Origin of the sequence: Streptomyces sp. NPDC001714, from assembly GCF_042892755.1 — a bacterium.
Classification (GTDB): Bacteria; Actinomycetota; Actinomycetes; order Streptomycetales; family Streptomycetaceae; genus Streptomyces.
In genome coordinates, this window is the sequence record NZ_JBIAUL010000012.1 from 271398 (window position 1) to 296529 (window position 25132).

Consider the following 25132-nt stretch of genomic DNA (forward strand, 5'->3'; position numbering starts at 1 on the left):
CCGCAGGACCGGGCCGCTCATGGCCGGTCTTCGACCGCCGACGTGACGGCAGACGTGCCCGCCGGCGACATCGTCGCCGCCGTGCGCAGCCCCGAGAAGGCCGCCGACCTCGCCGCCCGGGGCGGGCCGCTGACAACGGACCGTCGTCGCCCGGGGCGGATTCGTCAATGCCCGCCCGGGCGGCGCTGGTTGATGACGATCGTGTCGCGCGGCGTCCCAGGACGCCCAGCCGCAACCTCCGCTACGTGGCACGCCCGCAGTAGCCAGGGCGGCTGGGGGCGGCTCCCCGAGCCGGGTCCGGGCAGTGCCCGCTGAGCTTGACCTGCGGGGAAGGGATCCGATGATGGCGAGGTGAGGACACAGAACGGCGAGTCGGTTCTGGCCAGGGCGGTACGGATCTTCGAGGCGTTCACCCCGGAGGAGCCGGCCCTGACCGTCTCGGAGATCTCCCGGCGTACGGGGCTGCACGTGGCGACCACGTCGCGACTGGTGGCCGAACTGGTCTCGCACGGGTTCCTGACCCGCGACGCCGGCCGCCGGGTCCGGGTCGGCATGCGCCTGTGGGAGCTGGCCACCCGGGCCTCGCCCTCCCTGTCGCTGCGCAACGCGGCCGTGCCCTTCATGGAGGGCGTCCACGACGTGGTCGGCCACCACGTGCAGCTGGGTGTGCTGGACGGCGACGAGGTGCTGTTCCTGGAGCGGCTGACGGCACCGGGCGCGGTCGTCGTCAACTACACCCGCATCGCCGGCCGCCTTCCCCTGCACGCCTCCTCCAGCGGCCTCGTCCTTCTCGCCCACGGGCCCGCCGACCTGCGCCGACGGGTGCTGGACAGTCCCCTGCACCGCTACACCCCCGACACTCCCGCCACCGCCGCACACCTGCGGGCAGCACTGGCCGAAGTCCGTCGGCAGGGGTACGCCTACTGTCCTGGGTACGTCCACCCGGACGCCCTGGGCGTGGCTGCGCCGGTGCGCGACGCGCGCGGTCAGGTGGTGGCCGCCCTGGCGGTGATCGTCCCCAATGAGGCCGGGGCCACCTCCGTCGTGCCGGTGGTGCGGACGGCGGCACGCGGTGTCTCCCGCGCGCTGGGGGCACCGGATGCTCCGGGGCGGCGGCGAGAGCCCGGTGACCCACATGACGGCAGTGCAACAGCCGTGTGACGGGCGGTCGGAGTTTGTCTCTCATTGATTGAGAATGCCGTCGCGTCCGTCCCTCGCCACCGCGCATCCTGCCGACAACCCAACGACGGGAGGCGACAACGTGGTCGGAACCAGCCTGATGACGGAAGCCGGGTCCGGCGGAGGCGCGGGGCGTCCGGTGCCGAGGAACGCGGCGACGCTGACGGTCTCCGCGAAGGAGGATATCGCCGAGGGCGTCGTGTCACTCGTTCTCGCCCACCCGGACGGTGCACGGCTGCCGGACTGGACACCCGGCTCCCACATCGACCTCGTACTGCCGGAGGGGACGACCCGGCAGTACTCGCTGTGCGGGGACCGGTGGGACGCGTACACCTACCGGATCGCCGTGCTGCGGGAGCCCTCAGGACGGGGTGGGTCCGCCTATGTGCACGACCGGCTGCGTCCTGGGGACCGGGTAGGGGTCGGTGGCCCGCGCAACCACTTCCCCCTCGTGCCGTCGGAGAAGTATCTGTTCATCGCCGGCGGCATCGGCATCACCCCGCTGCTGCCCATGGTGCGTCAGGCCGAACTGCTCGGCGCGGACTGGCAGTTGCTGTACGGCGGGCGTACACGGTCGTCGATGGCCTTCCGTGCGGAGCTGACGGAGGCCTACGGCGAGCGGGTGCACGTCGTCCCGCAGGACGAGCTCGGACTGCTGGACCTCGCGGCCTGGCTGGGAACGCCCCGACCCGGCACCAACGTGTACTGCTGCGGCCCCGGCCCGCTGCTCACCGCCGTGGAGTCGGCCTGCGCCGCCTGGCCTCCGTACGCCCTGCGCATCGAGCGCTTCACCGCCGCCGCTCGGACGGCCCCGGTGCGGGACACTCCGTTCGAGGTGGAGCTGCGGCGCAGCGGACGCACGGTCACCGTCACCCCGGAGGTGTCCGTGCTCGAGGCGGTGCGCCGTGCGGGCGCGGACGTGCTGTCCTCCTGCGAGCAGGGCACCTGCGGCACGTGTCTGACCCCGGTGCTGGAAGGACAGCCCGACCACCGGGACTCGGTGCTCGCCGACCACGAACGGACAGCGAACGACTGCATGTTCCTGTGCGTGTCGCGGTCCCGCGGTGGCCGCCTCGTCCTCGACCTCTGAGGCCGATCCCTCGATCCACGAGACCTCTTCACTTCCAAGGAGCCGCCATGACCGAGGCACTGGAGCGTGCCGTCGTGCCGCCCGTCAGCGACGTCGACCCGTTCGCCCACGAAGCGCTGCTCGACCCCGATCCGCTGCACCAGACCCTGCGCGAGGCCGGTCCGGTGGTGTACCTGTCACGCTACGAGGTCCACGCCCTGGCTCGCTACGAGCAGGTACATGCGGCCCTGGTGGACTGGCAGCACTTCGAGTCGGGGTCGGGCGTGGGTCTGGCCAACTTCCGGCACGAGGAGCCGTGGCGCCCGCCGAGCCTGCTGCTGGAGGCCGACCCGCCCCGGCACGACGCCCCGCGCCGGGTGCTGCGCGAGGTCCTTGCCCCGCCCGCACTGCGTCGTCTGCGTGCGGCGTGGCACATCACGGCTGAGGAGCTGGTCGACCAGGTCCTCGCCGAGGGAACCGAGTTCGACGGACTGACGGCACTGGCGAAGGCGTTTCCGCTGCAGGCCTTCCCGGACGCGGTGGGCCTGGGCCCGAAGGGCCGGGAGAACCTCCTGCCGTACGGCAACATGGCCTTCAACGCCTTCGGCCCGCGCAACGACCTCGTCGCAGCGGACGCGCATCGGGTGGGCGAGCTGTCGGCGTGGGTGAACGCACAGTGCGCGCGGGAGGCGCTCAGGGAGGACGGTTTCGGCGCGCGGATCTGGGCCGCCGCCGACCGTGGCGAGCTGACCCACGAACAGGCCCCGTTGGTGGTGCGTTCTCTGCTCACCGCCGGCGTCGACACCACCGTGCACGGCCTCGCCGCCTGCCTGTACGCCTTCGCCACTCACCCCGCCGAGTGGCAACGGCTGCGGGAGCGGACGGAGTTGGCACGGACCGCGTTCGACGAGGCGGTCCGCTGGCAGTCACCGGTGCAGACCTTCTTCCGAACCGCCACCACCGACGTGACCATCGCCGGCACGGTGATACCGAAGGACACGAAGATCCTCATGTTCCTCGGCGCGGCCAACCGCGACCCGGCCCACTGGCACGACCCCGACCGTTTCGACCTCACTCGCGACCCTTCCGGCCATGTCGGCTTCGGGATGGGCATCCACCAGTGCGTCGGCCAGCACGTCGCCCGCCTGGAGGCCGAGGCGCTGCTGACCGCGCTGGCCGGCCGCGTCGAGCGGATCGAACTGGCCGGCACACCGCGGCGCCACGCCAACAACACGCTGCGCTCATGGGCCGCCCTGCCCGTGCGCGTCCGACCGGCTGCCTAAACAGCGTTTGATCACCGAGAGAAGTGAGGGGCCATGGCTCGTTCCTTCGCCGCGATCGCCCCGGCGATGACGACTGCTCGGCGTATCGCCGAGGACGGCGCCCACGACGTTCAGGCGTTCCGTGTCTGCCAGGCTCGTACGTACGAGCGGCCGTAGTCGTTGCCGTGCGGAGTGCGCAGCACAGTGTGGATATGGAACGGCTTGGGGGTGTCGTAGTCGAGGAACACGCCGCAGTGATGATCGAGTTCGGCGATGAGCACCGGTGACTGGAGACGGTAGTAGAAGACGTCGCCGTCCTCATGGCCGCCGATCCAGCTGAACCAGGTCTCGTCAAAGTGCTCGCGGACCTCACGCATCCGGGCCGCGCGCGGACCATCGGGCAGCAGGCCCACGAACGACTCGGCGATCTCCAGGAGAATCCCGCGGGCCTGCTCGGACATCTCCACGGCCCGCAGGCCCTCGACCGGGATCACCCGGTTGTCCTGGAAGGCGCCGGCGAGGTGCCGTTCGTCGCCGGGGTGGACACGGCCGGCGGGCATCGCTGCATCGACCATCCGCTCGTACACCGTTGCGGCGACGCGCTGTTCCTTGGGCAGCACGGCCATCAGGTCCGTGCCGAGGCGGATCCGGTCGGTCAGGGCCACCGTGCCGGCGCGCGGCCCCTCGTCGATCTCGTTGGGTTCGGCGCCCAGAAACACCGGACTGACGACCATGCGCCCCTCGACGACCAGACAGTTGACGGCGCAGTGGTGCCCGAACAGCTGCCAGCCCCAGGGCGCCGTGGGGTGGGGGTCGCCGTACAGCGCGACGTTGTAGCTGAACTCGTTCAGGATCGTCTCCAGGCCCACCACCTCACCGAGGAACCCGTTGATCAGCATCATGTCGTGCACCAGGCGGAAGCCGACGGGGCTCAGGGACGCCTCGACCAGGGCGAGGGCCTTCTGCCGGACCTCGGGCGGCTGGAACTCCAGGCGGATACCGGTGTCGAACTGCAGGAACTCCGGGTTGGCCCAGGTCTGCCACTCCACCGCGTCCACCGGGTGGAGGAGGTCGGCACGGCCTTCGTCGTCCAGCACCGCCAGCAGGTCCCGCGCCGCGGCGACCATGTCGGCGACGGGAGCCTCCTCGCCGGGGCGGGCCGGCTCCCAGGGGTGCACCTCGGGCCGCAGCGTGCCGGTCTCGGTCACGCCCCGGAACTCGGCGAGTTGCAGGGGTTTCCAGCCGTTGATCAGCTCGCCGGTGAACGGGGCGGCTTCGGCCGCCTCACCGTACGCGTAGGCGTCCAGACCCCTGATCGAGGCCAGGCGCGGCGAGTCCGGCGGGAAGAGGTACTTGCGGTACTCGGCTGACGGCATGACGGCTCCTGCGTGCGGTGTGTTCACTCGGTGTGGTTGTGGCGTGCGACGGCTGCCCGGACGGCGTCCTCGTCCCCGGCGGCGATCGCCTCCACCAGGTCGGCGTGGACGCGCAGCCGTGCCGCGCGGTAGGCGTCGGCGGCCCGGTCGGCGGGGTGCGCGGTGGACGACGTGAGGTGCCCGAGCGTGCCGACGTAGACCGCGCGGGCCATCGTGTTCGGGCACAGTTGCGCGATGCGTTCGTGCAGCGCCCAGTTGGCTCGCATGAACCCGTCCCAGTCCGGTGCGGCCGCCATGTCGTCCAGACAGGCTTGCAGCGCCGGGATGTCGGCCTTGCCCGCGCATCGGGCGGCACCGACGTCGACGAGCTCCTCGAGATGGTTACGCAGTTCGATGGCGTCCGCGACGGTCCCGGGTTCTCCCGCGACGCTGAGCAGCGTGTGGCGCAGCCGGACCACGGGGCTCTGGTCCGCGACGAACAGTCCGCCGCCACGGCCGGGACGGATCTCCAGGACCCCTCGGTCGCGCAGCAGCCGGATGGCCTCGCTGACCGTGGCGCGGGCCAGGCCGGACTCCTGCCGGATCTCCTCGATGGTGCCGATCGCGGAGCCGGGAGTCAGTTCGCGGATACGGCCCTGAAGTGCCGCGGCGAGCTGCTCGGCGCGGGTGCCGCCGGGAGCGCTGAGGCCGGCCAACAGTTCGCGTTTCTCCATGACCATGACTCTCATTCAACCATAAAAGTTATAACCTTTAGGAGGTATGGCGAGGCTGTCGTCTTCCGAGCTGAGGAGTGCGGATGCGGATCGTGGGAGTGGCATACGGCGACGAGGTGCAGGTCGCGAACCTGTCGCCGGACGGCGGAAGGCTCACCGTGGTGGCCGGACTGCGGGAGTTCTGGGCCGACCCCGAAGCATGGCTGACCCGCCCGCCGACCGGCGCGGTGGTATCGGTGGGTGAGGCGCGGCTGGTGCCGCCGGTGCTGCCGGAGGCACAGGTGCTGTGCGTGGGGCTCAACTACCTCGAACACGCCGCCGAAGGGTCCTACCGGGACCAGGAACTCCCCGAGCACCCCACGGTGTTCGCACGGTGGACGCGGTCACTCACCGTCGGCGGGGCCGAGATTCCCGTGCCCGCCACCGAGGACGGGCTGGACTGGGAGGGCGAGATCGTGGCCTGGGTGGGCCGGACGCTGGTGGACGCGGACCCCGCTGAGGCGCTCGGGGCGGTGGTCGGCTACTCGACGTTCAACGACGTCACCGCACGGCGGGCACAGAAACTTACCTCGCAGTGGATCCTGGGGAAGAACGCCGACCGCTCGGGCCCGCTGGGTCCGATGGTGCCCGCCGGCGAGGTGGGTGACCTGCGGGACGGACTGCGGGTGCGGACCCGGGTCAACGGCGAGACCGTCCAGGACGCCTCCACCAGCCAGATGATCCACCGTGTGGGCGAGACACTGTCCCACATCTCACGCACCTTCACGCTGCGCCCCGGTGACCTGCTGGCCACCGGCACGCCGTCCGGCGTCGGCTACGCCCGCACGCCACCCTGGCTGCTGCAGCCCGGCGACGTGGTCGAGGTCGAAGTGGAGCGCCTCGGGATCCTGCGCAACACCGTCGTGGGCGCGGAACACCGCCGGAATCGCCCTCTCGGGAATCTCCCGGATGTGGAAGTCCGTGTCCCCGAGGTTTTCTCCCGGCAGCAGTAGTTGTCCTCCTCTGACAGGAGAGGTGGTCGGATGGTTCCGTGGCTTCACCGTGGGCATCGGGCTGTGGCAGCTGGGCACGTGGCACCGCTGAGTCTCCCCCTGCGAACCGTCGCCCTGCCGTTCATGGACGACCTGCACACCGCGCTGCGCCAGCACGTGCAGCTCGCGCTGCTGGAGGGAACCGGCGCCACGTCGCCGGCAGGAAGGCACGAAAACGATCAGCAGGGCGGGCCGGCGTCGCTCTCGGCGGCGTGGAACGGCCGAGCGACCGTCATCGCCTGGTGGTCACCGGGTTGTTCCGGCTCCCACAGTGGGTGGTGACGTCTGGCCCAGGCGCGGGGAACGAGGCCGGTGCGCAGACCGGTACGCGCCTCGGGATCCTGGGATGCCATCCAGATGTGGCCGGCCACCAGGGCACCGATGAGGAGAGCCAGCCAGTCGTGGACGAACGTCGCCCCCGTCCGCAGGAACAGCGGGGTGAGGCGCGGAAACCACATGATGACGCCGGTACCGATCATCACCAACGCGGCTCCCGAGATCACGGCGGCGTACAGCTTCTGCCCCGCGTTGAACTTCCCCGACGGGTGCGGGCGCCGACGCATCGTCGCGCGTATCCAGCCCCGGTCATGGGGACCGAACCGGTTCAGACGGACGAGATCGGCACGGAAGGCCCGTGAGACCAGTCCGGCCAGCAGAGGGACGGGCATGGCGATGCCCGCCCACTCGTGCACGGTCACCAGCAGGTTTCGCCGGCCCACGATCTCGGCCAGCGCGGGCAGGTAGAGGAAGGCGGCGGTGACGAGGGCGGCGCCCATCAGCGCGGCCGTGGTGCGGTGGATCCAGCGTTCGGCGACGGTGAAACGCCGTATCAGCTCGGCCGGATCAGCCGGATCAGCCGGTTGAGTCATCGTCGCGTCCGTTCGACCTGCCGACCCAGGCGTCGATGTCGTAGCCGCGCGGCTCCCAGTAGCCGGGTATCACGCGGTCGGTGACCGTGATCTCGGCCAGCCACTTCGCCGACTTGTAGAAGTACATCGGAGCGGCGTACAGCCGCACGGGACCGCCGTGCGGGGCGGTGACCGGCTTGTCCTGCATCTCGTAGGCGACGAGCATGTCGGGGCGCCGCGCCTGCTCCAGGGTGAGGCTTTCGGTGTAGACACCGTCGAAGCACGTGAAGTGCACCGCCCTGGCCTCCGGTTTCACCCCGGCCGTCGCCAGCAGGTGGGACAGTCGCACGCCGGCGAACGGGGTCTGCGGCACCCGCCAGCCGGTGACGCACTGGACGTCCCGGACCAGGCGGGTCCGCGGCATGGCCTTCAACTCGTCCAGCGTGTACGACGCCGGGCGGTCGACGAGGCCGTTCACCGTGAGCCGGTAGTCGGCGGGAGAGCGACGCGGAATGCTGTCGGCGACGGAGTAGAAGCGGAAACCCCCGCCGCCCGGCAGGAGCCCGGTCAGACCTGTGGGGTCCTTGCTGCTCACGGTGGCCAGCAGGCCGTCCGTCACGTCCTGCAGGCGCGCGCCGGCGGGCACCGCGACGGCGCCGAGTCCGAGGATGCCGAGGATGACCCGTCGTCCGACCGGCCTGCCCTCGCGGTCCGCGTTCTCGGTCAAGCCTTCTCTCCCGCCCGCAGCTTCCTGACTCCGCCGACGAGCAGGATCGCGCCGATGACGGCCACGAACAGCCCGATCACCAGCCACTGCGCCTGCCCGGACATACCGCTGCCGCCCACCGCGCCGGAGCCCTGCAGGCTCCACACCACACCGGAGAAGAGCAGCAGAACCCCCAGCACCAAACGAATCCAGACCTTCATGCCGTGCTCCTCACCATATGCCGAAGGCTCCGCGGCCTTCTTCGACGTTCGGTTCCGTGACCTTGGGAAAGTCAGGAGCACGGAGCTTGGGGCGGCGGACCGAGGCCGGCCGGACCACGAACTCAAGGTGGCCACAGATATGTCGGTGGGACAACTCCGGCCCGCTCGCCGGTCTGCCATGGACACCGCACGTCTCACGTCCGACCAGCAGAGCGTCGATCCCGTACGGACGTTGATCATCCGCTCCGCCGCCACGCTATGCGGAGAGACAGGGGCCCCCAATAAGTGCAACTCTCAACTTCATGCGTCAAACTCTCGCACGTGGCCATAGGCTGCCCTCATGGATGTGCTCAGCGACGTGATCGCGGCCATGCACGTCGGCCGTCCGCACTCTGCCCGCGTCGAGCACCACGGCCCGTTCGCCGGGCGCCTGCCCACCACCGTTCCCGGAGCCGGTTTCCACGTCGTGCTCCAGGGGACCTGCTGGCTGCTCCCCCGGCGCGGCGAACCGATCCCGCTCGACTGCGGCGATGTGGCGTTCCTTCGTCACGGCTCCGAGATCGGGATCGCCGACCACCCCTCCACCCCCATGACCGAGATCCCCCTCCCCACACTGGTCGGCGTCTCGGTGAGGCGCGGAGAGCCCCTCGCCGGGGTCGCGGGCAACTCGCCGGATGCCCCGGCCACTCCCACAGTCATGCTCTGCGGCGCGTATCTGCTGGACGAATCCCGTCCCCACCCGCTGCTCCAGGAGCTTCCGGAGCTCATCCACCTTCCCGCCCGTCTGGGACACCGGCCGGAGATGCGCTCCGCCATCGAGCTGCTGAACGGCGAGTTGGAACAACCCCGCGAGGGTACCGACGCCGTCGTCCGCGCACTGCTGGACATGCTCCTGCTCTACATCCTGCGCACCTGGCACGACTCGCAGGCAGGCCACCACAGGACCACCGGCTGGGCCGCGGCACTGCGCGACCCGGCCACCGCATCAGCGCTGCGGGCCATGCACGCCGATCCGTCCCGGCAGTGGACCGTCGAGGAACTGGCCGCCCACGCCGGCCTGTCACGTCCCGCCCTCGCACGGCGCTTCACCGCCCTGCTCGGCGAACCGCCGTTGAGCTACCTGACCTGGTGGCGCATGACCGTCGCCGCCAGACTCCTCCGGGAATCCGACGCCCCACTCCTGACCGTCGCCAACAACGTCGGCTACACCTCGGAGTTCGCCTTCGCCAACGCCTTCAAGAGGGCCCACGGCACGGCCCCCGGCCGGTATCGGCGACGACCATGACCCGGCCGGGCAGTTCCGCCCGGATCGTCCGATCATCGGTCCGTCCGTGTCACTGGCTGACGCGGCGGGCACCGATCGAGCCGTGACTCCCCGGCCGGACTCCCAAGGGATGACCGCGAGCACCCCCTCCTCTCCCGCACACAATCGGCCGGCAGTGCTCATGGAACTCCACCGCCCGATTCCGGTGAGCGTGCCCTCGCAAGGTCACCTGCATGGCGGGTCTGCTCCGTCGGACCTCCGCCTGGGCCAGCGGGCAGCGCCTGCAGGCCATGTCCCACCCCGGCACCACCCCCGCACGCTTCACCCTCGGCCCGGCCTTCGCCGTGGGCAGCGTCAACCCCGGTCTGTACGGATCGTTCATCGAGCACGTCGGCCGCTGTGCCTACACCTGCGTCTACGAGCCCGGCCGGCCACCGCCGGCGGGGACGGCCTGCGCGGGGACGTCCTGGAGCTGGTCCGCGAGCTCGGCGTCACCACCGTGCGCTGCCCGGGCGGCAACTTCGTCTCCGGTTACCGCTGGGAGGACGGCGTGGGCCCGCGCGAGGAGCGGCCGGCCCGGCTGGACCTGGCCTGGAGGTCCACGGAGACCAACGAGTTCGGCCTCGGCGAGTTCATGGGCTTCTCTGCCAGGACCGGCATGGAGCCCATGATGACGGTGAACCTCGGCACCCGCGGGGCGAGGACGCCCTGCGGCTGCTGGAGTACAGCAACCACCCGGGCGGCAGCCCTCTGACTCCTGGGCACTGGGCACTGGGCACTGGGCACTGGGCACTGGGCACTGGGCACTGGGCACTGGGCAGTTGAAGCATGTCCGCACGGGCAACGACATCACCGATCAGACGCGATGGCATGCGGGTGCGGCCCCTGGCGGAACCCCTGCTCATCGAGCAGGGGTTCCGTTTGCCACCACGCGATCAGCCGGTGACCTCGATGTAGGTGGTGCCGGTGACCCGGCGGTGGCCGTAGGTGCCCGTCACAGCGGCGCTGCCTTCGTAGCGGGGCCCGGTGGTCACCAGTTCCTGGTCCTTGGCGTAGACGGTGACGTTCAGCTTGGCGTGCTCGCCCGGGATCGTGACCTTCCAGCGCGTGGGGTAGCTCTTGCCGGTGGTCGGGCTGGTCCAGCGGGTGGAGTCGTCGGGCTTGAGGGTCGCCTCGGCAACAGTCTGGGTGCCGTCGGGCTTCAGGACGGTCGCGAAGTCGTTCTTCTTGTCGCCGTACTTCTGGTTCCAGACGCTGATCTGGTCGCCGTTGGACAGGCTGAGGTTCATCCAGGACCACGAGGCGTTGCCCGAGGCCAAGTCGGGCAGCGGTCCCCACTGGCGGTCCAGCCACGACTGCCCGCGGACCTTCTCGCTGCGGCCGTTGAGGGTGAGCGTTCCGGAGGTGTCCATGGTGGGCAGGGCGTACTCGTAGTTCGAGTACTTGGCGTCGCCGAACATGGGGAAGTAGCCGGTGCCCATGTTGTAGAGGGCGTTCCCGCGGGGGCGGAACGTGACGTCGATGGTTCCCTCGGGGACCTTGGCACGCAGCTTCTGCTCCTTGGCGTCGCCGGTCCAGGTGATGTTGTCGGTGTGGATGTCCACGCCCTGCTTGTCGGACAGACCCGTCCCGGGCGGGAGGATGATCTCCGACTTCGTGTACCAGCCGGTGTCCTCGTCGGTGATCGACACCGATGACGTGCTGCGCCCTTGCTTGCCGTCGCCGGCACTCAGGTAGTGGGCCAGGAAGCCGTACCGGTGCCCCCCGGCGGTCACCTGCGCCGTCACGTACCAGGACTGGTTGACCCTGTCAGGGTTGGCGGCGAGGTCTGCGGCGGGGTCGATGAGCACCGGGACGCTGGTCCGGGTGAGCCCCTGCTCGGGTGTGGTGCGGTGCGCTGTGGTCGAGTCGGCGGCGGTGGTCGCGGTGGCCGTTCCTCCCCAGGCGAGGGTGAGCGAGGCGATGAGCGCGGAGGCGACGGCGGCCGCGCCGACGGTGGTCTTGCGCATGATGCTTCCTTGTCTGCGGATGCCCTGCACGGACGCGCAGGGATTGTGTGTACGAAACTGTTTCGTACTCTCACGGAACGTTGTTGTGGGCGGACGGTTGACCGGCTCGACGGAAGGGGGTGGCCATGCCAGGCGGTGCGGACTCTCGGGCTGTGTGCGAGGACACCCGCTGCAATATCCGACAGGTGTCAGGTTATCTGCTGCTCGATACGTGTCAACTGGTGATCGCGTGGGAACCGCCGCGTCAGGTCCTCAATGAGGCCGCTGACCTGGGACGGTGCTCAGAAACGCGCCGATCCGGGAAGCTACGCTGGTCCGACTGGCGGGCACGCGCCCGTACAGCCGGTTGAGGAGGACACTTGGCAGGAAAGTCGAGTACCACTCGACGCCCCGGGCGCCCCAGCGGGGATTCCGCAGCGGTGCCTGCGGAGCGGGATGTCCTGGGACGGGGCTTGGAGGCGTTCGCGGAGCTGGGATACGACGGGGCGTCGGCGCGGGAGCTCGCGCGCCGTCTCGGGGTCAGCCACACCTTCATCAACGACCGCTACGGTTCCAAGGCGGCCTTCTGGCGTGCAGTGGTGGACGCCGCCCTCGGGACTCAGCTCGCGCGCATGGCGCCGGCCGCACCCGGGAGCGGCGACGAGGACGTGGTACGGCAGTTCGTCATGGAGTTCTACCGCGTCAACACCGGCGAACCGTACCTGGCTTGGCTGATCGCGGATGAGTTCGCACGGGACACCGAGCGGCTCGACTACCTCTACCAGCGTTTTGTCGAACCGGCGCTGGCCCTCGTCGTGCCCAGCATCGAGAGGCTGATGGCATCCGGGCGCATGGCACGGGTTCCGATGGACGTCCTGTTCTTCGCCATCATCGCTCGCGTGTCCGGGCTGGCACAGGAGCCTCTCGCCCGGCGCCTGGGCCGCCCCGAGCACCTGCCGCAGGCGGACCGTCTCGCCAGGGCGGAGGCCCTGGCCGGACTGGTGGTGGACGGCCTGCTGGCCCCGGGCGACACAAAGGGCCGGTAGGGAGTAGCCGCCACGGTGGTCGTTGGGTCACCGGTGCCGTCTGCGGGATGGGCATGAAGGAACGAGCGCCTTGGCAGAGACACGGTTGAAATCGGCCGCTCTCGCCAAGGAGGCCCGTTGCCACGTCAGTTCACCAGCGACGCCGTCGGCGAGCCCCCCTCCGGTCATCCGCGAGCGTATAGGCGCGATGGCGCACCTTCTCCACCTCGTTGTCGACCTCGCCGTCGCATCCCGGATGGCGCGGCGCGTTCGTTCCGTAGGCGGTGACGAACATCCCCGCTCGACCTCGCCGCGTTCCGAAGCCTGGCCAAGGAGCATGGCGTCTGCGTCCGAGTGGTCCCGCTGAACGGCGAGCGCGGCTGCAGCGCCGCCGACTCCTGCCACACGGCCGAACACCATCACGGTCATCCCGTCCGCGGGGGGTCCACGAAGAGGTCGAGTTCCGGCCGCGGTCCCCCACCGTACCGTGTCAGGTCCATGATGCCGGCGTCGGCCAGGACTTCCGCGTCGACGAGAGTCTGGCCGGTCTGCTCCTGCGGAGAGCGGGAGAGCACGGCGACGGCCGCGTCCGCCATGATCTCAGGGTCGCGTGCCCTGGAGACAGCATTCTCTCCGCCGAGGACGTTGGCCACCGCGGCGGTCGCGATCATGGTCTGCGGCCACAGACAGTTCGCGGCGACTTCGTGCTGCGCGAACTCGGCCGCCCAGCCGAGGGTGAGCAGCGTCATCCCGTACTTCGAGAGAGTGTAGGCGGGGTGGGCCCCGAGCCAGCGCGGGGCGAGGTTGAGCGGGGGCGACAGGGTCAGGATGTGGGCCTGGTCGGACCGCTTCAGATGCGGCAGGCAGGCTCGGGTCAGCAGGAACGTACCCCTGCTGTTGATCGCCTGCATGAGGTCGAACCGTTTGAGGGTCAACTCCTCTGTGCCTCGCACGTCGAGGGCGCTGGCGTTGTTGACGCAGATGTCGATGCCGCCGAACCGGTCGACGGCGGTGGCGACCGCGCGTTCGACGTCGGCCTCTTCGCGGACGTCACCGACCACCGCGACGGCGGATCCGCCGACGGCCTCGATCGCGGCAAGGGCCGTGTGCACGGTGCCCGGCAGTCTCGGGTCAGGCGTGTCGGTCTTGGCCAGGAAGACCGAGTTGGCACCCTCGCGTGCCGCGGCGGTGAGGATGGCCAGTCCGATGCCGCGGCTGCCGCCGGACATCACGATGGTCCGGCCCTTCAGTGATGTCCCCATCCCGGGGCGCTCCCCTCATCGTTCGTGCAGTGGTTGTCAGCGGCCGGTGAAGCGCGCGGGCCGCTTCTCCAGGAAGGCGAGGGCGCCTTCGCGCAGGTCGTGCGAGCCTCGGCAGCGGGCCACGGCCTCCGTCGCGAGGACCAGCGCGGTGCTGCCCGCGGCGTCGTCGCCCTCACTCAGGCGGCGGACGGCCCTGATGGACGCCTTGGCTGCGCGCACCGACAAAGGCGCGTTCGCCGCGATGGTCGCGGCGAGTTCGTCGACGGTCCTGCCCAGTTCGCCGGGTTCGACGACCCGGTCCACCAGGCCCAGGCCGTACGCCTCGGAGGCCGGGAGCCGGCGGCCGGTGAACAGCAGGTCGCTCGCGGCGGCCGGTCCCACGGTCTGGACGAGTGCGGCGGTCTGTTCCAGGGGGTAGCCGACGCCGAGGCGGGCGGCGGGGATGGCGAGAACGCTGCGCGTGTCCGCGTAGCGCAGGTCCGCTCCCAGGGCGAGGGCCATGCCGGCGCCGAGACAGTAGCCGTGGATGCGTGCGATGACGGGCACCGAGAGCGCGGACAGCTGCGTGAACAGCGTCGTGGCGGCGTCGTCCGCCGCCTGTCGTGCGGCTTCGTCCTGCCGACCGGGGAACTCGCTGATGTCCGCGCCGGAGACGAAAGCCTGTTCGCCGGCGCCGCGGAGGACGACCACGCGGACGTCCGGGTCATCGTCCAGCGCCCGCAGGGCGACGGCAAGTTCGGTCATCATCGCCACGGACAGCGCGTTGTGCCGAGCCGGATTGCTGATCTCCACGGTACCGACGGCGTCCCGTATCTCCGTACGGATCCGGGCCGGCGAGGTCTCGGTCACCGCGGTCATCCGGTCTCCTCGTTCACGAAGCGGTTGCGCAGTGCGCCGATCCCCTCGATGCGTACCTCGAACTCCGAGCCGTCGCGCAACAGCACCTTCGGCTCGCGAACGAAGCCCACCCCGGAGGGGGTACCCGTGAGGATCAGATCGCCCGGCTCCAGCGTCATCACCGTGGTGATGTAAGCCAGCAACTCCGGTACGCCGAACAGGAGCGAGGAGGTTCGGTCGTCCTGCAGCACCCTTCCGTCGAGCGCGCCCGTGATGGCGAGATCGGGCCGGACACCGCCGAGTCGGGCGGCGGGCACGACGACCGGCCCCAGCGGGGTCAGCCGGTCCCAGGCCTTGCCGGCGACCCGCTGGGACGTGTGGAACTGGAAGTCGCGGACCGAGACGTCGTTGGCCGCGGTGTACCCGAAGACAACGCTCTCCGCGTCCTTGGCCGCGACCCGGCGGGCATGGACACCGATGACCACGGCGAGTTCGCTCTCGTAGTCGATCTGGTCCGACTCCGGCGGCAGCGCCACCTCCGCGAAGGGCGCCGCCAGCGAGGTGTGCCATTTCGGAAAGAGATCTGGATGGCCCGGCCCTGTGTCGCGACCGCCCTCATGCACATGCGCGAGGTAGTTCTGCCCGATACAGATGACCTTGCCCGGCCGTCCCACCGGACTCAGCAGCTGGTGGTCCGGCGCATCGATCACGGCGCCCGCCTCGATGACCGCCGCATCACCCTCTGCCGCTTCGAGCAGCGCGGGCAGATCGTCGAACACATGGCCGTCCACCAAGGCCAGGCGTGCCTCGGCCGCCCCGTCCCGGCGCAGCGCGACCACCGGGCCGCCACCGTGCAGGACGCGGGCGAGACCGAGGCCGTCCGTCCAGTCCACCGCTGACGTCTGCGTATGAGTGGTCATGCAGGGGCCCTCCTGGTTCATTTCTGTGCCTCGGCGCCTCGGACGGCCACGGCGGCCGCCCCCGTCCTCGGGCTCACGGCGCCGGTCGCGGCCTTCTCGGCATCGGACACGGCGACGACACCCTCCTCCACGAGGGCGGCGATCCGCTCCTCGTCATATCCCAGTTCGGCCAGGACCGCGCCCGTACTGGAGCCCACTTCGGGCGCGCGACCGCGGGCGCGAGGCGCCCCGTCGGCGACGATGGGCGTGTTCACGATCGTCGGCTCCGCGAAACGCTCCTTGTCGTGCACGAACAGGCCGCGCACGGCGAACTGCTCGTCGGTGAGGATGTCACCGATCCCGTTGACCGGACCGCAGGGGACTCCGGCCGCCCGCAGCACGTCCATCCAGTGGTCCCGGGAGTCGGTGGCGAAGCGTGCCTGGATGATCTCCGCCAAAGGCGCGCGGTGCAGGAAACGCTCGTACTCCGTGGCGAAGCGGGGATCGCCGCGCAGATCGAGCTCCAGTACCGCGCACAGCGCCTCCCACGCCCGGTCGACCGCACCGAGCACGAGGGTCGCGCCGTCCTTGCAGGTGAACGCCTCATACGGTGCGGCCAGGCGGTGTGCCGTGCCGAGCGGGGCCGGCTCCACACCCGTCGCCACATAATCGGCGACCTCCCACAACGACCACGCGGCCACCGAGTCGGCGAGCGCCACGTCGACGTACGCGCCACCACCGCCGGCGCGGGCCCGCAGCAGCGCGGCCAGGACCCCGATGGCGCCCCACATCCCGGTGCCCACGTCGGAGACGGGGAACCCCGCCTTGGCGAGTTGTCCGTCGGTGGTCCCGGTGACGGACATCAGGCCGCTGTAGGCCTGCGCGATCAGGTCGATGCCCTTCGCGTCCCACATCGGCCCGAACTGCCCGAAGCCGGAGATCGAGCAGTAGACCAGGTCGGGGCACTCCGGGCGCAGGTCCTCGTAGCCGAGCCCGAGCCGCGCCATGGCACCTGCCCGGAAGTTCTCCACCAGGACGTCGCTGCGTCGCGCCAGAGACCGCACGATGCCGGCACCCGCGGGCGACTTCATGTCGACCGCGAGGCTTCCCTTGTCACGATGGGTCAGGTCGAAGGGAATCGACCTGTGCTGCGGTCCCATCCGCCGCGCACGCAACCGGTCACCGGTGACCGGCTCGATCTTCAGGACGTCCGCGCCCAGGTCGGACAGGATCGTCGTGCAGTACGGGCCGGCCAGCGCCCCCGTCACGTCGAGGACGCGTACGCCCTCGAGGAAGGCCGGACCGCGCTCGGCGGACTGCGTCGGTGCTGTCATGGTGCCCTTCATTTTCCGCCGTCGGTCCACAATGTAGACCACTGGACCATATAGAGGACCTCTGGCAAAGTTAGGCCCGTGATTCCGGGAAGGTCAAGCGCACAGGCCCGGCATCCCCGGCCGCGCCCTGCCTGGGCAACCGCGACACGGCACGCTCGCCGCCGGCGGGGCGCCCAGGAAAGCCGCAACCGAAGCGACGAGGACATCCAGCGGTCACCAGGGCAGCCGGACGTGGCGGGAGACCAAACGCCGCGGCCCGTCACGGACAGCCACGACTTCAAGACCTTCACCGTGGGCACGACCTGGCCATCAGCCGCCCGGTCACCGTCGGCCACGTCACGATGCGCCCCCTGGGGCGCCCCCGGCCACCACCCCGAAAGTCCGGCCGTCGGCGGGTCCGGCCGACGCCGCCGCAACCACACCACCGCACGACGAAACACCGAGGAGCACCCCCATGGCCATCGCTGTCTCCGCCGCCTGGACGGCCCACCCCGGCAAGGAGGACGTCGTCCGCGGCGCCCTGGCCCAACTGGCCCCAGCCACTCGCGCCGAACCCGGCTGCCGGTCATACGTCGTCCACCGGGACCCTCAGCAGCCCACGGTCTTCAGGTTCTTCGAGATCTACGACGACGAGGACGCGCTCAAGGCGCACACCGAGTATCCGCACTTCACGAAGTACGCGGTTGGTCAGGCGGCTCCGGCACCGGCGGACCGCTCCCACCACTTCACCACCGTGCTCGAATTCTGACCCACCCCACCCTGTCCGCGAGCCATGCGTCATCCCGGAGATGTCCCGGCTCGCGAGTCAGCCGGGCGGCGACCCGCAGGGAACCGGCCGCGTTCGCGGCCCTGGCGGCCGGGCCGACGTACCGCAACCCGCAAAGGGGCTGCAGCGGCACGGCCACGGTGTGGGGTTTCCGACACGGCGCGACTATGGACCACGGTGAAGTGAAGGTCACCATGACAGCAACGACGCAGTCCGCCGAGCGCGGTCCGGCCTTCCCTGAGGGCGTACGCGTCCCCGATGTGACGGGGGCTCTGGGCGGCCCGTACTGCACGACGACCCTGTCCTACCTGCGTGCGGACGTTGTCTGCTGCTCGATCTCCGGTTTCGGGAAGTTCGGGCCGATGCGGGACGCGAAGCGCATCGACCTGATCGCGCAGGCCTACAGCGGCCTGATGTCCTCACCGGGACCACCGACGGACAACTCGCCAAGGCGGGGTTCCCCGTCTCCGGGGAGCGGACCTGCTCGCTGCCGGCCCACCTCGACGTGGTGCAGCGCGATGCGGGACGCCGTCAACCTCGCCTGGCGTCTCGACCCCGTGCTCGCCGGCAGGGCCTCCACGTCGGTTCTCGACAGCTACGGTCCGGAGCGACTCGCCCACGTCGCCCCCCTCGTCCAGGGTTCGCTGATGACGTGGTCCCTGGCCGCGGAGACCGACCCGGAGAAGGCCGCCGCCGGCGACGCCTTCCTCCGACCGGCGCAGCAGCGAGCCAGAACCGCAGAACGCACCGCGTTCAGGAGCGGGTTGCCGGTCCCGAAGCGAGCAGCCCGTTGACCACAAGTGTCGAGAGCTCCTCGGCGGTGGCCCTGAGCTCTTCCGGCGAGGCGGGCTCAGGCCGCCCCAACCGTCGTGCCAGCGGCACCTCCACCATTCCGGAGATGGGAGGAATGATGATGAAGAACAGGACGTGCATCGGGACCGGGGCCATGCGCCCCGCAGCCACGAGGCGATCGACAACGTCCCCCATGCTCTGCATGATCGGGGCGATGAAGTTCTCGTACAGGAAGTCCAGCCGCTCGCTGTCCAGAGTGAATTCGTTGAGGAAGATCCGCCCGATCTGTGGTGAGTCCGCCGCGGCCACATAGAAGTCGGTGATGGTCTGCCGCAGCCGCTCGGCGTCGTCGAGCGAGGGATCCACCTGCGGCATACCCGCCAGCCGTGTCCCCAGCGCGTGGTTCACCACCGCACGCCAGAACGCCGCCTTGGAGCCGTACCGGTCGTTGAGGAAGTTGTGGCTGACACCCAGGCGTCGGGCCAGCTCGCGCGCGGAGGCGTGTTCGTAGCCCAGTTCCGCGAAGGCTTCGAGCCCGCGTACCAGAATGCTCTCCTCCGCAGGCACCGCGGGAGTGCCCGCGCCAGGGCGCCCCGGGCGTCGGGCGGACTGGGCTCGTACTTCCACCGCTGTCTCCATTGCTGCTTGTCCGGCCCTGCGTACCGTGAGGGGTACCGAGGCGTGAGCACCCCGAGACCACCGACCAGCTTACTTGACAAACGTCAGATTAACCTAACGTTTCAAGCCCGACAAACGGTCGCGGAGCCCACGTGATCGGACAGGGCGCTAGGTCACGAGCATCATGCCGCTCGGCATCGACAGGGAGAGGGTTGGACCGACTGCGCCGGGGCCGGCCGATGGAGGGCCGCTGTGCGGACATGCGGTCGCCCCGCAGGCTCACTCGTACGGGGCTGCCGGTCGTACTTCCGGCGACGGGATCTGCCGGGCATTGCGCAGCAAGTGCGACGACCGGCAGGAACGCCGTGAACATCAGGCGCTGGACCGTCCGCACGAACGGCGGCGGTTTGCCGATCTCGAACTCCTCCTCCATGCCGTTGCGTAGCCGGCTGGACGGCCGCTGGGCGGCTACGACCTCGAACTGGCCCGAGGAATGGCTCGGCACCTGCGCGACGGGTTCACCCAAGGAGTGCGCGGCCGATCGGTTCACGCCAGGCGCCTGCCTCTCCTCGCTCAGGCGGCCGCTCCGGACACCGCTTCGCGCCGCGGTGGCGCAGCCAACATAGAGCCGATCCATAATGCGGTCAAATGGTCCATAATGCGAATCAACATCCCGCTACCAGGAGTACTGCCCCTGTCGCCCTCACTACGATGAACGAGGTCTACCACCGTAGGGAGAGAGCGTGAGTGAGTCGTCGGACACGCGGCAGGGGATGCAGTCGGTCCTGCGCGCCCTCGATGTCCTCGAGGCCGTGGCCCGGTCGCAACCGGTCGGCATCAGCGCCCTCGCGAGGGCGCTGGGGATCCCGAAGGCGACGGTCCACCGGATCCTGCGCACACTCGGCGAGGCCGGCTGGCTGGCCCCTCAGGGAGCACCGGGAGAACAGCGCTGGGTCCTGACGGCACGGGCGCTCGCGGTCGGAGCAAGGGTCATGAGTCAGGACGACCTCCGGGAACGGGCCCGCCCCATCCTCGAAGAACTCGGCCGGCGGACCGACGAGAACATCCATCTGTCCGTCCCCGACGGCGAGTCACTGGTCCTGATCGACAAGGTGCCGTCCACCCGCCCGGTACAAACGGTCGCGCAGGTCGGCGAGCGTGTTCCCATGGTCCTCACGGCCTCGGGCTGGGCCTTCCTCTCCCGCCTCCCGGTTTCGGAACTGGCCACCCGCATCCCGCCCGTCGTCGACCTGGCCAACGGCACACGCCTTACCCGCAAGGAAGTCCTCGCCGAACTCGAGACCGTCGCGAAACAAGGTTTCGCCGTCAACCCGGGGCGCTGGCGCCCGGACGTCTCCGCGATCGGTTCGGCGATCAACGACCGCCAGGGGCAGCCTGTGGCCGCATTGTCGATCTCGCTGCCCAGCTACCGGCTCACCGACGATCTCCACGGGCCCTACGGGCAGCTGGTGATGGAGGCGACGGAGCGGATCTCGGCGGAACTCACGCGCCACTGACGAACATCTACAGACCCCCGGCCGACCAGGGCGGCGGTGCTGCTTGAACCGCTGTTCCTGGGTGCCGAACTCTGCGAGATCAAGTCCGGGCAGTACGAGGGGCTCTCGGTCTACGGACCGGAACAGGACGCGGGGCTCGCGCTCGGCCGTACGCTGAACGGCCGCCAGCGCGACCGGGCGATCCTCCACCCCTCGATGCTCTCAGCCGATCTCCCCGCGGAATCCGGCGGACCGGTCGACGGCCGGCACATCGGCGGTGCGGGCCGTGACAACGAAGTGGTGCCCTATGCGGGAGTCCCGGCCGGCGAGTTGACGTCCGAGCAGCGCGCTCTCCTGCTCGATCTGATCGATGTCTACCTCGGCAGGCTCCCGGAAGAGCGCAGGCCACACAATCAGCGGGGGGTACGGGCTCACCTCGACGAGATCCACGTCGCCTGGATCGGGGACCCCGAGAAGGTGCCGTTCTCCTACCGGGTGCACAGTCCGACGAGCTGGATCGAGTTCGACCACCATCCGGAACTGATGCCGGAGAGCTCCCTGGAGCTGGACCGCCGCCACGTCCACACCATCATGCGGGCACCCAACGGCGGGGACTACGGCATGGCCCTGATGCCGGACTCCACCGTCTGAACGTGCCGGGAACCATCCGGACAAGGTCGCCGCGGCCCTCTGCCACGCGGCTCGGCCCGCCCTCCCCCAGCCGGACGGCCATCGGCTCCACCCATTCGCGCCGTCCAGGCGGCCATCAACCGACGGCCGCGCCACCGCTGCGTTTTCGACGCGGTCCGACCTCCGCTCCAGGCCCGGGGTCTCGGCCCGCCCCGATCGCGGGAGGCGAGTCCATTCACTTCGAACGCTCGATTCGATCGCTCGGTCACTTGATTCGCGCGCCAAAAACCGGCATGGTGCTCGAAACAGCGATTCAGAACCACTGTTCCGGCAGCGAAGAGGTGCTTCATGGACGAGATCGACCGTGCCATCCTGCGGGAGTTGCAGGTGGACGGCCGGATCCCCTACGCCGACCTGGGACCGAAGGTGGGTCTGTCGCCGTCCGCCGCGCGGCTCCGGCTGCAGCGCCTGATCGACACCAAGGCGGTGCAGGTGGTGGGGGTGACCGATCCGATGACCATGGGGCACCAGACGATGGCCCTGCTGGGCCTGCGCGTCGACGGCGACCCCCGGACGGCGGCCGATGCGCTCTCGCGCCACGACGAGGTCGTGTACGTGGTCCTGACCGCCGGAAGCTTCGACCTGTTCGTGGAGGTCGTCTGCGCGGGTCCCCTCGACCTGCTGGCCTTCGTCAACGACGTGGTGCGGGCCGTCGAGGGCGTCACGGCAGTGGAGAACTTCCCCTACTTCGCGATCCACACCCACCGCTTCCTGTGGCACGTCGACTGAGGCGCCGCACCCTTCCCGATCCGCCCCTGCCGCCCGCGCACCGCGCACCACGCCGAGGACTCCGCATTGCAGCCCACCGAGCACCGCACGATCGACTTCTTCGCCCTGGACGCGCTCCCCGCGCCTGGGACCACACCGGCGGAGGCCGAGCTGATAGCCGCTCAGGACCTCGGCGCCGATGCGCACGCAGAACCGCTGGGGAGCCAGCAGGACGCCAACTTCTCGCTGCGGGACGGGAACGGGACGGTCCTGGCGGTGCTGAAGATCGCAAACCCTGTCTTCGGTCCCGTGGAGGTCGAAGCCCAGGACACCGCTGCGGACCTGATCGCATCGGCATACCCCGACCTGCGTGTCGCCACCGTCCTGCGCCGCCCCGACGGCACCCCCCGCCGCACGACGGTGGACACCGACAAAGGGCCGGCCGTCGCCCGGCTGCTGCGGCACCTGCCCGGCGACGCGCTGTCCGGACCGCGGCACTTGTCCCCCGGCACGGTGGCGGCGATGGGCGCGATCGCCGCCAAGGTGAGCACCGCCCTGCGCGACTTCCGGCACCCGGGACTCGATCGCGTGCTCCAGTGGGACCTGCGGTACGCCGACCGCGTCGTCGCGAGGCTCGCCGGACACGTCGACGAGCCCGAGCGGCGGGCTGCCGTCCAGGACGCCGCCACCGAGGCCTGGGCCCGGGTCCAGGAGGTCGCCGCCGCGCTGCCCCAGCAGGCGGTGCACCTGGACCTCACCGACGACAACCTGATCCGCCGTCCCGGCAGCCGCCCGCCGGTGCCCGACGGGGTCATCGACTTCGGTGACCTGACGACGAGTTGGGCAATCAGCGAGCTCGCCGTGTCACTTTCCTCCATGCTCCACCACGACGGCGTCGAACCGCACCACGTGCTGCCCGCCGTCCGGGCCTTCCACGCGGTGCGACCGTTGTCGGCCGCGGAGGCAGAGGCACTCTGGCCACTCGTGGTGCTGCGCGCCGCCGGCCTCGTCGTGAGCGGACGGCAGCAGGCCGCCGTCGACGCGGACAACGCCTACGCCACGGCCGCGCTCGACCGCGAATGGCGCATCTTCGAACAGGCCGTCCGCCTGCCGCTGCCGGTGATGACCCGGCTCGTCACGGACGCGATCGGCCTCGCCGGCATCCCTGTCGCGGCCGACGTGCCGGAGCTCTCCCTGCTGCGTGGCATCACCGCCGACGGCATCGCCGTACTCGACCTGTCCACCGGCGCCGACTCCATGGACGGCGGGGCATGGCTCGACTCCGATGCAGAGGAGGCGCACGCGGCGGCCGCGCTCGCGAACGGCGCGGCCGCGACGGTCACCCGGTACGGCCAGGCGCGGTTGAGCCTGGCCCCGGCCCTGTCCGCGCGCTCTGCTGCGACGGTTCCCACCGGCATCGATCTGCGACTCGGCCGGGCGGCGGTGCTCCAGGCCCCCGGTGCCGGACAGGTCCTGACCGCCGAGGCAGGGGGTGTGGAGGTCACCCACGGCGCATTCGTGCTGACGGTGTCCTCCCCCACCGCCGCTCCCGCAGTCGCGGCCGGTGCGAGGGTCCGGGCGGGCGACGACCTCGTCCATCTCCCCGCCGGGAGCCGCGCCCGCTTCGCACTGCGCGCGTCCGGCAGCCTGGCCGTCCCGCCCCTGGTGCGTCCCGAGTACGCCGCCGGCTGGCTGCCGCTCACCGCCGACCCCGCCCCGCTGCTGGGCCTGCCCGCCACCGACCGCGCGGAGCGCACCGACCTGCTGGAGCGGCGCGACGCCGTGTTCGCGACGGTGCAGGAGCACTACTACGCCGCCCCGCCCCGGATCGAACGGGGCTGGCGCCACTACCTGTTGTCGACCGACGGCCGCTCCTACCTCGACATCGTCAACAACGTCACCCCGCTGGGCCACGCCCACCCCCGCGTCGAACAGGCGGTGGCCGCGCAGTTGCGGAGGCTGAACACCAACTCGCGGTTCCACTACGCCTCGGTGGTGGAGTTCACCGAACGCCTCGCGGCCCTGTTGCCCGAGCCGCTGGACACGGTGTTCCTGGTCAACTCCGGCTCCGAGGCGGTCGACCTGGGCCTGCGGCTGGCCATCGGCGCCGCCGGCCGGCCCGACGTGGTCGCCGTGCGCGAGGCCTACCACGGCTGGACCTACGCCTCCGACGCGGTCTCCACCTCCCTCCAGGACAACCCGAACGCCCTTGCCACCCGCCCAGGTTGGGTGCACACCGTCGACTCGCCCAACTCCTACCGCGGCCGCCACCGGGGGACGGACGCGGCGCGCTACGCGCCGGAGGCCGCGGCGGTGATCGACGGACTGGCCGCCGCCGGGCGCCCCGCCGGGGCGTTCGTCAGCGAGACCTTCTACGGCAACGCGGGTGGGGTCGCCCTGCCCGACGGCTACCTCGCCGAGGTGTACGCGGCGGTCCGCCGGCACGGCGGCCTGGCGGTCGCCGACGAGGTTCAGGTCGGCTACGGCCGACTCGGCCACTGGTTCTGGGGCTTCGAGCAGCAGGGGGTCGTCCCCGACATCGTGTGTGTGGCCAAGGCCATGGGCAACGGGCACCCGCTCGGCGCCGTCATCACCTCCCGGTCGGTCGCCGACCAGTACCGCGAGCAGGGCTACTTCTTCTCCTCCACCGGAGGCAGCCCGGTCTCCAGCGTCGTCGGTCTCACCGTCCTGGACACCCTGCGCGACGAAGACCTCCAGGGCAACGCGGTCCGAGTCGGCGGCCATCTGAAGAACCGGCTCCAGTCCCTGGCGAACCGCCACCCGCTCATCGGCACGGTCCACGGCGCGGGCCTCTACCTCGGCCTCGAACTCGTCCGCGACCGGACCACACTGGAGCCCGCCACCGAGGAGACCGCCGAGCTCTGCGACCGCATGCTCGAACTCGGCGTCATCGTCCAGCCCACCGGCGACCACCTCAACATCCTGAAGATCAAACCCCCGCTGTGCATCGACACCACGGCCGCGGACTTCTTCGCGGACATGCTCGACCTGGCCCTGACCCAACTCGGCCACGGCGGCTGACTCGCC

Annotated in this window: 24 protein-coding genes and 1 pseudogene; 13 read left to right on the forward strand and 12 right to left on the reverse strand. The window is 70.4% G+C overall.

The features are described from left to right. Window positions 1-351 precede the first annotated feature (351 nt). From ACFY0P_RS29995 to ACFY0P_RS30005, 3 genes are all read left to right on the forward strand, one after another. Window positions 352-1161: an IclR family transcriptional regulator gene (locus ACFY0P_RS29995; protein ID WP_388919790.1), complete on the forward strand. Its 810-nt coding sequence runs from the start codon at window positions 352-354 to the stop codon at window positions 1159-1161. Between the two features lie 118 nt (window positions 1162-1279). Further along, window positions 1280-2269, forward strand: a complete 990-nt coding sequence (locus ACFY0P_RS30000) for a PDR/VanB family oxidoreductase (RefSeq protein WP_388920018.1) — start codon at window positions 1280-1282, stop codon at window positions 2267-2269. A 47-nt stretch (window positions 2270-2316) separates the two neighbouring features. Continuing rightward, window positions 2317-3531 (forward strand): cytochrome P450, encoded by a 1215-nt coding sequence (locus ACFY0P_RS30005; protein ID WP_388919794.1) that lies wholly within the window; start codon window positions 2317-2319, stop codon window positions 3529-3531. 110 nt (window positions 3532-3641) lie between these two features. Here the strand turns inward: ACFY0P_RS30005 and ACFY0P_RS30010 are convergent, their stop codons facing one another. Together ACFY0P_RS30010 and ACFY0P_RS30015 are read right to left on the reverse strand one after the other, a co-directional pair. Continuing rightward, window positions 3642-4886 carry a DUF3500 domain-containing protein gene (locus ACFY0P_RS30010; protein ID WP_388919798.1) on the reverse strand — a complete coding sequence of 415 codons (1245 nt, stop codon included), beginning with the start codon at window positions 4884-4886 and terminating at the stop codon, window positions 3642-3644. Window positions 4887-4909: 23 nt separating this feature from the next. Next, window positions 4910-5599 (reverse strand): FadR/GntR family transcriptional regulator, encoded by a 690-nt coding sequence (locus ACFY0P_RS30015; RefSeq protein ID WP_388919801.1) that lies wholly within the window; start codon window positions 5597-5599, stop codon window positions 4910-4912. A gap of 83 nt (window positions 5600-5682) precedes the next feature. On the opposite strand from ACFY0P_RS30015, the gene ACFY0P_RS30020 reads away from it, so the two are divergent. Continuing rightward, a complete protein-coding gene (locus ACFY0P_RS30020; protein WP_388919804.1) occupies window positions 5683-6591 on the forward strand; it encodes a fumarylacetoacetate hydrolase family protein in 909 nt (302 codons plus the stop codon). A 218-nt stretch (window positions 6592-6809) separates the two neighbouring features. Here the strand turns inward: ACFY0P_RS30020 and ACFY0P_RS30025 are convergent, their stop codons facing one another. Genes ACFY0P_RS30025 through ACFY0P_RS30035 form a run of 3 tightly spaced genes read right to left on the reverse strand, consistent with a single transcriptional unit; the run spans window position 6810 to window position 8405 of the window. Then, complete coding sequence (locus tag ACFY0P_RS30025; protein WP_388919807.1) at window positions 6810-7499, reverse strand: cytochrome b/b6 domain-containing protein; 690 nt, start codon at window positions 7497-7499, stop codon at window positions 6810-6812. Then, window positions 7483-8205, reverse strand: coding sequence for a molybdopterin-dependent oxidoreductase (locus ACFY0P_RS30030; protein ID WP_388919810.1), 723 nt, complete (start codon window positions 8203-8205; stop codon window positions 7483-7485). The genes ACFY0P_RS30025 and ACFY0P_RS30030 overlap by 17 nt, the downstream gene beginning before the upstream one ends. Further along, complete coding sequence (locus ACFY0P_RS30035) at window positions 8202-8405, reverse strand: hypothetical protein (RefSeq protein ID WP_388919813.1); 204 nt, start codon at window positions 8403-8405, stop codon at window positions 8202-8204. The genes ACFY0P_RS30030 and ACFY0P_RS30035 overlap by 4 nt, the downstream gene beginning before the upstream one ends. A 340-nt stretch (window positions 8406-8745) precedes the next feature. Here ACFY0P_RS30035 and ACFY0P_RS30040 point away from each other — a divergent pair, with 340 nt between their 5' ends. Next, window positions 8746-9690: an AraC family transcriptional regulator gene (locus ACFY0P_RS30040; protein ID WP_388919816.1), complete on the forward strand. Its 945-nt coding sequence runs from the start codon at window positions 8746-8748 to the stop codon at window positions 9688-9690. A 269-nt stretch (window positions 9691-9959) separates the two neighbouring features. Then, window positions 9960-10488: pseudogene (locus ACFY0P_RS30045) on the forward strand (alpha-L-arabinofuranosidase); the annotation flags it as partial. A gap of 116 nt (window positions 10489-10604) precedes the next feature. On the opposite strand, the gene ACFY0P_RS30050 reads toward ACFY0P_RS30045, so the two are convergent. Continuing rightward, complete coding sequence (locus ACFY0P_RS30050) at window positions 10605-11678, reverse strand: lipocalin family protein (RefSeq protein ID WP_388919819.1); 1074 nt, start codon at window positions 11676-11678, stop codon at window positions 10605-10607. 452 nt (window positions 11679-12130) lie between these two features. Here ACFY0P_RS30050 and ACFY0P_RS30055 point away from each other — a divergent pair, with 452 nt between their 5' ends. Next, window positions 12131-12703 carry a TetR/AcrR family transcriptional regulator gene (locus ACFY0P_RS30055; protein WP_388919821.1) on the forward strand — a complete coding sequence of 191 codons (573 nt, stop codon included), beginning with the start codon at window positions 12131-12133 and terminating at the stop codon, window positions 12701-12703. Between the two features lie 130 nt (window positions 12704-12833). On the opposite strand, the gene ACFY0P_RS30060 is transcribed toward ACFY0P_RS30055, so the two are convergent. From ACFY0P_RS30060 to ACFY0P_RS30080, 5 genes are all read right to left on the reverse strand, one after another. Continuing rightward, window positions 12834-12977, reverse strand: coding sequence for a hypothetical protein (locus ACFY0P_RS30060; protein ID WP_388919824.1), 144 nt, complete (start codon window positions 12975-12977; stop codon window positions 12834-12836). Window positions 12978-13107: 130 nt separating this feature from the next. Next, the gene (locus ACFY0P_RS30065; protein ID WP_388919827.1) at window positions 13108-13944 is read right to left on the reverse strand and encodes an SDR family oxidoreductase; all 837 of its coding nucleotides are present in this window, start codon (window positions 13942-13944) and stop codon (window positions 13108-13110) included. Between the two features lie 36 nt (window positions 13945-13980). After that, complete coding sequence (locus ACFY0P_RS30070) at window positions 13981-14802, reverse strand: enoyl-CoA hydratase-related protein (RefSeq protein WP_388919830.1); 822 nt, start codon at window positions 14800-14802, stop codon at window positions 13981-13983. Beyond that, window positions 14799-15701, reverse strand: coding sequence for a fumarylacetoacetate hydrolase family protein (locus ACFY0P_RS30075; RefSeq protein WP_388919832.1), 903 nt, complete (start codon window positions 15699-15701; stop codon window positions 14799-14801). The genes ACFY0P_RS30070 and ACFY0P_RS30075 overlap by 4 nt, the downstream gene beginning before the upstream one ends. A 17-nt stretch (window positions 15702-15718) precedes the next feature. Then, window positions 15719-17014: a CaiB/BaiF CoA transferase family protein gene (locus ACFY0P_RS30080; protein WP_388919835.1), complete on the reverse strand. Its 1296-nt coding sequence runs from the start codon at window positions 17012-17014 to the stop codon at window positions 15719-15721. 454 nt (window positions 17015-17468) lie between these two features. Here ACFY0P_RS30080 and ACFY0P_RS30085 point away from each other — a divergent pair, with 454 nt between their 5' ends. Both ACFY0P_RS30085 and ACFY0P_RS30090 read left to right on the forward strand, forming a co-directional pair. After that, complete coding sequence (locus ACFY0P_RS30085) at window positions 17469-17762, forward strand: putative quinol monooxygenase (RefSeq protein ID WP_388919838.1); 294 nt, start codon at window positions 17469-17471, stop codon at window positions 17760-17762. Between the two features lie 212 nt (window positions 17763-17974). Next, window positions 17975-18574, forward strand: coding sequence for a CoA transferase (locus ACFY0P_RS30090; protein ID WP_388919840.1), 600 nt, complete (start codon window positions 17975-17977; stop codon window positions 18572-18574). Here ACFY0P_RS30090 and ACFY0P_RS30095 read toward each other — a convergent pair. Continuing rightward, window positions 18534-19139, reverse strand: coding sequence for a TetR/AcrR family transcriptional regulator (locus ACFY0P_RS30095; RefSeq protein WP_388919843.1), 606 nt, complete (start codon window positions 19137-19139; stop codon window positions 18534-18536). The genes ACFY0P_RS30090 and ACFY0P_RS30095 overlap by 41 nt on opposite strands. A gap of 794 nt (window positions 19140-19933) precedes the next feature. On the opposite strand from ACFY0P_RS30095, the gene ACFY0P_RS30100 reads away from it, so the two are divergent. The 4 genes from ACFY0P_RS30100 to ACFY0P_RS30115 all read left to right on the forward strand — a co-directional run bounded on the left by ACFY0P_RS30100 (window position 19934) and on the right by ACFY0P_RS30115 (window position 25126). Next, on the forward strand, window positions 19934-20707 hold the full coding sequence (locus tag ACFY0P_RS30100) for an IclR family transcriptional regulator (RefSeq protein ID WP_388919846.1): 774 nt from the start codon (window positions 19934-19936) through the stop codon (window positions 20705-20707). Between the two features lie 36 nt (window positions 20708-20743). Further along, on the forward strand, window positions 20744-21337 hold the full coding sequence (locus ACFY0P_RS30105; RefSeq protein ID WP_388919849.1) for a DUF3500 domain-containing protein: 594 nt from the start codon (window positions 20744-20746) through the stop codon (window positions 21335-21337). A gap of 327 nt (window positions 21338-21664) precedes the next feature. Beyond that, entirely contained in the window at window positions 21665-22105 is a 441-nt protein-coding gene (locus ACFY0P_RS30110) for an Lrp/AsnC family transcriptional regulator (protein ID WP_388919852.1), read from the forward strand. 66 nt (window positions 22106-22171) lie between these two features. Further along, window positions 22172-25126, forward strand: a complete 2955-nt coding sequence (locus tag ACFY0P_RS30115; RefSeq protein WP_388919855.1) for an aminotransferase — start codon at window positions 22172-22174, stop codon at window positions 25124-25126. The last annotated feature ends 6 nt before the right edge of the window (window positions 25127-25132 follow it).